Origin of the sequence: Nostoc cf. edaphicum LEGE 07299 (genome assembly GCF_015207245.1) — a bacterium.
In the GTDB taxonomy this organism is placed as follows: Bacteria; Cyanobacteriota; Cyanobacteriia; order Cyanobacteriales; family Nostocaceae; genus Nostoc; species Nostoc edaphicum_B.
Map to the genome: position 1 here is coordinate 1 of NZ_JADEXF010000377.1, position 4,943 is coordinate 4,943.

The 4,943-nt window shown below is 46.3% G+C and carries 2 protein-coding genes; both read left to right on the forward strand.

Features of this window, described 5'->3' with window-relative positions; all coding sequences use genetic code 11:
* Nucleotides 1-4,384, forward strand: a 4,384-nt coding sequence (locus tag IQ229_RS23995; protein WP_228013431.1) for an ELWxxDGT repeat protein, incomplete at its 5' end; no start/stop codon positions are given.
* A gap of 357 nt (nucleotides 4,385-4,741) precedes the next feature.
* On the forward strand, nucleotides 4,742-4,943 hold a 202-nt coding region (locus IQ229_RS12950), incomplete at its 3' end, for a TMEM165/GDT1 family protein (protein WP_194044261.1).

The following is a 4,943-nucleotide window of genomic DNA, read 5'->3' on the forward strand; positions in this document are numbered from 1 at the left end:
GGCTGGTACTGTCCGCGTCAAGGATATCTACTATGGCAGTAGCTCTAACCCGCAAAATCTGACGAATGTCAATGGCACGCTGTACTTCAATGCCTCCGACAGTAGTGGGAACCAGGAATTGTGGAAGAGTGATGGCACAGAGGCTGGTACTGTCCGCGTTAAGGATATTAATACTGGTACCAGTGGCTCTAACCCGCAAAATCTGACGAATATCAACGGTACACTGTACTTCAGTGCCACCGACAGCAGTGGGGGTGAGGAACTGTGGAAGAGTGATGGTACTGAGGCTGGTACTGTCCGCGTCAAGGATATCGCCTCTGGTATGGGTAGCTCTTTGCTGCAAAATCTGACGAATGTCAACGGCACGCTGTACTTCAATGCCTACGACAGCGGTGGGGGTCGAGAACTGTGGAAAAGTGATGGCACTGAGGCTGGTACTGTCCGCGTCAAGGATATCATCTCTGGTACCAGTGGCTCTAGCCCTTACAATCTGACGAACGTCAACGGCACGCTATACTTCGTTGCCTACGATAGCAGTGGTGGCTATGAACTGTGGAAGAGTGATGGCACCGAGGCTGGTACTGTCCGCGTTAAGGATATCTTCTCTGGCACGGGTAACTCTTTTCCGCAAAATCTAACAAATGTCAACGGCACGCTTTACTTTGTTGCTTACGACAGCAGTGGTGGCTATGAACTGTGGAAGAGTGATGGCACCGAGGCTGGTACTGTCCGCGTTAAGGATATTAATACTGGTACCAGTGGCTCTAACCCGCAAAATCTGACGAATGTCAACGGTATGCTGTACTTCAGTGCTACTGACAGCAGTGGTGGCACTGAACTGTGGAAGAGTGATGGCACCGAGGCTGGTACCGTCCGCCTTAAGGATATTAATAATGGCACAGGTAGCTCTAACCCCCAAAATCTGACGAATGTCAATGGCACGCTATACTTTGATGCCTCTGACAGCAGTGTTGGCACTGAACTGTGGAAGAGTGATGGTACTGAGGCTGGTACCGTCCGCGTTAAGGATATTAATACTGCTACAATCTCCTCTGAGCCGTCCTCTCTGATGAATGTCAACGGCACGCTGTACTTTGTTGCCACCGAGAGTAATGGGTATCGGGAACTATGGAAGAGTGATGGCACTGAGGCTGGTACTGTCCACGTCAAGGATATCTTGTCTGGCACAGGTAGCTCTAACCCGGAATATCTGACGAATGTCAACGGCACGTTGTACTTCAGAGCCTACGACAGCAGTGGAGGTCAGGAATTGTGGAAGAGTGATGGCACCCAGTCCGGTACCATCCGCGTCAAGGATATCGTCTCTGGCACGGGTAGCTCTGGCCCGCAATATCTAATGAATGTCAACGGCACGCTATACTTCACTGCCTACAACAGTAGTAATGGTTATGAACTGTGGAAGAGTGATGGCACCGAGGCTGGTACTGTCCGCGTTAAGGATATCTTCTCTGGCACGGGTAGCTCTAGCCCTTACAATCTAACGAATGTCAACGGCACGCTATACTTTAATGCCACCGACAGCAGTGGTGGCTCTGAACTATGGAAGAGTGATGGTACTGAGGCTGGTACTGTCCGTGTCAAGGATATCGTCTCTGGTACGGGTAGCTCTAACCCGAAAAATCTGACTAATGTTAACGGCACGCTGTACTTTGTTGCTACCGAGAGCAGTGGCTCTGAATTGTGGAAGAGTGATGGCACTGAGGCTGGTACTGTCCGCGTCAAGGATATCTTCTTTGGTATGGGTAGCTCTGAACCGCGCAATCTGACGAATGTCAACGGCACGCTGTACTTTAATGCCTCCGACAGCAGTGGTGGCTATGAACTGTGGAAGAGTGATGGCACTGAGGCTGGTACTGTCCGCGTCAAGGATATCTTCTCTGGCATGGGTAGCTCTAACCCATACAATCTGACGAATGTCAACGGCACACTGTACTTCAGTGCCTCTGACAGTAGTGGTGGCTCTGAACTGTGGAAGAGTGATGGTACTGAGGCTGGTACTGTCCGCGTCAAAGATATCTTCTCTGGCACGGGTAACTCTTTTCCGCAAAATCTGACGAATGTCAACGGCACGCTGTACTTCAGTGCCTACGACAGCAGCGGTGGCTCTGAATTGTGGAAGAGTGATGGCACTGAGGCTGGTACTGTCCGTGTCAAAGATATTAATACTAATTTATCTGGTTCTAGTCCCAACAACCTAACTTACGTTAATGGCAAACTCTACTTTGTTGCTGACAACGGCAACACTGGGCAAGAACTTTTTAAGCTTGACCTGAACAGTACTCCTACTACTCCCACTGACCTGAGCCTGAGTGCCACTAGTGTTAACGAAAATGTTCCTGCCAACACAGTAATTGGCAACTTTAGCACTGTTGATCCAGATGCAGATAACACCCACACTTACACCCTAGTTTCGGGTACTGGCAGCACTGATAACAGCGCCTTCACGATTGTTGGTAACGAGTTACGGATTAATAGCTCGCCAGATTACGAAATCAAGAATAGCTACAACATCCTTTTACGCACCACAGATCGGGGTGGCTTATTCTATGAGAAAGCGATCGCGATCGTAGTCAATAATATTAACGATGCCCCAACAGTGGCGAATACAATTGTTGACCAAACATCGACAACAGACACCGCTTTTAGCTTCACCCTACCAGCAAACACCTTTACCGATGTGGATGCAGGAGATAACCTTACCTATACCGTCACCTTGGAAGATGGTGACCCACTTCCTGCTTGGTTGACCTTCAACGGCACCATATTCAGTGGAACTCCCACAAATAAAAACGTTGGTAGCCTCAACATTAAAGTTACCGCCAGTGATGGGACTGCAACTGTCAGCGATATTTTTGTCTTGACAGTGGCTAATACCATTAGTCAACTTCCTAATGAAATTACTGGCACTTCAGGTGCAAACAACCTAACTGGTACAGAGAACAGAGATATCATCTCAGGATTGCAGAGCAATGACACGCTCCAAGGACTAGGTGATAACGACACCCTTGATGGCGGCGACGGCAATGATTTCTTAGATGGTGGTGCAGGAGATGACAGTCTCATTGGTGGTAAAAGCAATGACACTTATACTGTAGACAGCATCGGCGACACTATTATTGAATCCGCCAGTGCAGGCACAGATTTAGTTAAGTCTTCTGTGAGTTGGGTGTTAACAGATAACCTGGAGAACTTGACCCTGACTGGAACCGAAGCAATCAATGGTACTGGTAACAGCCTTAATAACATTTTGATTGGAAATACTGCCGCTAACACCTTGAGTGGAGAAAACGGCAACGATAAACTTTTCGGTGATTCAGGTAATGACACCTTGTTGGGTGGAATTGGCAATGACACCTTAGATGGAGGTTTGGGATCTGATAATCTCAATGGTGGAATCGGCAATGACACTTACATCGTAGACAACCCGAATGATTTTATTACTGAATTCGCTAATGCAGGTGCAGATTTAGTCAAGTCTTCTGTGAGTTTTGTGTTGGCAGATAACCTGGAAAACTTGACTCTGACTGGAACCACAACAATCAATGGTACTGGTAACAAAGAAAATAACATCCTCACAGGAAATACTGGCGCTAACATCTTAAATGGATTTGATGGTAGCGATCGCCTGATTGGTGGTTCCGGTAATGATACCTTAATTGGTGGTTCTGGTAATGATAGCCTTGATAGTGGAGTCGGTAATGATAGCCTTGATGGTGGAGCCGGCAATGACATTTACACTGTAGACAGCCTCAACGATACGATTACTGAAGGCTTCAATGCAGGTATAGATTTAGTCCAATCTTCCATCAGTTGGGTATTGGCAGATAACTTGGAAAATTTGACCCTGATTGGAAGCAAGGTAATCAATGGTACTGGTAACAACCTTGATAACATCTTGACGGGAAATAGTGCCGCTAACATCTTGAATGGAGTTGATGGCAACGATAACCTCTTTGGTAACTCAGGCAATGACACCTTGCTAGGTGGTGCAGGTGATGATCTACTTTCTGGAGGAGTTGGTCGAGATGTATTGACTGGTGGAACTGGGCGAGATAGCTTTAACCTTGCTGGTAGCCGCACTGGAGGGTATGATACCATCGCTGATTTTATTCTTGCAGATGATACTATCTTTATTTCCAAGGCAGAATTTGGACTGAGCCAATCTCTGAATAGTACACTCGATTCTGGCTTGTTCCGACTTGGGACTAATGCGACAACCGCAGGCGATCGCTTCATCTACAATCAAACTACGGGTAACTTATTCTTTGATAAAGATGGAGTTGGTGGTACAGCACAAGTCCAAATCGCCCAGTTCTCGAATCAGGCAATGCTTAATAGTGCAAATATTACTGTGATTGCCTAACGAAAGGTAACTATAGCAAGCATTGGTTGATTACCCAGCAATAGACAGATAATACAAATCGTATGTGAGCTTAAAACACTTTAAAATTCAGATGCTCTCCATTCCCTACTCTTGACTTATACTTATAAAAAATGTATAATGCATTTTGCATAGAAGGGGAGTAGCTGCTGGCAAAAAACATAAAAGCCAGTACATCTGAATCAACATACTGGCGATGAGCCTGGTTCAGGTGGCAAGTAATCAATATTTGAAAGCGAGACCTTCACTAAGTTCACACCGAAAAGTGTAAACTTGGTGAGGTCTTTTGGTTCTCATCAAGCTTCACATCGGTAAACGATTCTTCAGGAGCTTGAGAGAGTGTTAACAGCTTTTACCGCAGGTTTATTACTAATTACAGTTTCAGAACTAGGCGATAAAACATTTTTTATTGCTGTGATTTTGGCAATGCACCACCCGCGGCGGCTGGTATTTATAGGTGTGACAGCTGCTTTAGCCGCGATGACAATCCTTTCGGTGATATTTGGACAAGCGGTATCTTTTTTACCAAAAGTTTTTATTC